The following is a 1,716-nucleotide window of genomic DNA, read 5'->3' on the forward strand; positions in this document are numbered from 1 at the left end:
TCTATTAAATTAATAAATCAAAATAAAGGTAACCGTTGTAAAACATTTGAATGAACCAACAGAAAATAAATAACGTTTTTGGACTTGACTCAAAAGAAAGATATGGATACCTATTGAGAAAAGTAGCTGACTTTGAAACCATATATCTTATTTCTGATGATGAAGATAAATATGTTATGATAGGCTCAAATGATTTGAGTGTTATTCCTGTTTGGCCTGAAAAAGAATTTGCGGAATTATTTCTAACTGACGATTGGAAAAACTATAAAGTTGTTGAATATGATATTCACGACTTTATGGAATGGCTAACTGATTTGGAAAAAGAAAACGTGGAATTAGCAGGATTTCCAAATTCGGATTTTAATACTATTCACGTTTCTGCTGTGGATATGAAAAATCATCTCTTATTTGAATTAAGCCAATATGAATAAGAATAATCCTGAACTGATTAAAGAGGCAAAAAATAATCCGAATGGTTGGGTTTATGTTTTGGACAAAGAATTTGAAGGAAAACAAGAAGTTCCACCCGAATTCATAAAAGGAGCCTGGAAAGTGGATGAAAAAGGAGAAATAGTTGGAGAATTTATGTCGAATCCCAGTTATCGAGGAAATGGAAAATAAAAAACGTTTTACAACAATGTATAACCGCAATTACGGTGGATTCGACTACGTCCGAATCCACTCGGAATTGCTATGGCTTGAGTTTTAATCCGAAAATTTTGACTAATTTAGTCCGTAACTGACGGTTATACGAAACCGTTAGCACCAATTTGGACAAAATGAGAATATGAATAATGAAGAAAAAATAAAAACTCTTATAAACGAAGCGAATAGTTTAAATCTTTCTTCTTTAATTCCAAGTCTCGAAAAAGTTTTGCAAGAGAATGCTTTTGTAGTGCAGTCTTTTTATGATACCAAACCAAAATTGGACATCGGCGAAGTATATCAGGAAACTCTTTTAATCAAAATAATTTTTACTTCTCGAAGCATATTAGAGTTATCAAAAGGCATTGAATTTGGCATATTAAATAGAAAAGAGAGACCCTTAATTATTGACAGGTCATCACTTTACATATTGACAAGGTCAGTAATTGAATCCTTTTTGACTTTAGAATATTTATACTTCAATAATTTATCAAGAGAAGAACAAATATTCAGATATAATCTGTGGAGAATTTCAGGTTTTATGGCAAGACAAGATTTTGGAAAAACAAAAAATGAAAAGTTTTTGTCCAAAATGGAAAGAGAAAAAGCGGAAATAAATGAACTGAAAAAAACCATCAAAACAAGTCCTTATTATTCGAAATTAAAACAACAGCAATTGTGGAAATTGGACAAGTATGGTTTACCTAGAATTATGAGTTGGTCTGAACTTTTAAAACAGAGCATATTGAAAACGGATTTATTTGAAAAAGTTTACAAACTATATTCAAATTATGCCCACTCTGAATTTATTGCGATGATTCAACTTAACGAAGGAAAGATGAGCAAAGCAGATTCATTTAATGCTGAAACCACTGTTACTACTTTAAATAATATACGTGTTATAAATTGTGTTTCTATAATTTCCTTCATAAACAAATATGAATTCGCAAAAGATAAATATATGGAGATTGACGAATCATCAAGATATGTGATTGAATTCTGGAATAAATTTGGAATTGAGGAATGAAAAAACTGGTTACAACAATGTATAACCACAATTACGGCGGATTC

3 protein-coding genes are annotated in these 1,716 nt (G+C 30.6%); all 3 read left to right on the top strand.

Going from position 1 to position 1,716, the window contains the following annotated elements:
- Positions 1 to 50 precede the first annotated feature (50 nt).
- The 3 genes from KLA_RS17115 to KLA_RS17125 all read left to right on the top strand — a co-directional run bounded on the left by KLA_RS17115 (position 51) and on the right by KLA_RS17125 (position 1,672).
- Positions 51 to 431, top strand: a complete 381-nt coding sequence (locus KLA_RS17115; RefSeq protein ID WP_013621063.1) for a DUF2750 domain-containing protein — start codon at positions 51 to 53, stop codon at positions 429 to 431.
- A complete protein-coding gene (locus tag KLA_RS17120) occupies positions 424 to 621 on the top strand; it encodes a hypothetical protein (protein ID WP_034647366.1) in 198 nt (65 codons plus the stop codon). The genes KLA_RS17115 and KLA_RS17120 overlap by 8 nt, the downstream gene beginning before the upstream one ends.
- A gap of 166 nt (positions 622 to 787) precedes the next feature.
- Entirely contained in the window at positions 788 to 1,672 is an 885-nt protein-coding gene (locus KLA_RS17125) for a DUF5677 domain-containing protein (RefSeq protein WP_034647368.1), read from the top strand.
- Positions 1,673 to 1,716 lie beyond the last annotated feature (44 nt).

The sequence above is a fragment of the Cellulophaga geojensis KL-A genome, assembly GCF_000568425.1.
GTDB lineage: Bacteria > Bacteroidota > Bacteroidia > Flavobacteriales > Flavobacteriaceae > Cellulophaga > Cellulophaga lytica.

Excerpts from the sequence above, each read along its gene's own strand:
- KLA_RS17125 (WP_034647368.1), top strand. The coding sequence starts at position 788 with ATGAATAATGAAGAAAAAATAAAAACTCTTATAAACGAAGCGAATAGT.
- KLA_RS17115 (WP_013621063.1), top strand. The coding sequence starts at position 51 with ATGAACCAACAGAAAATAAATAACGTTTTTGGACTTGACTCAAAAGAA.
- KLA_RS17120 (WP_034647366.1), top strand. The coding sequence starts at position 424 with ATGAATAAGAATAATCCTGAACTGATTAAAGAGGCAAAAAATAATCCG.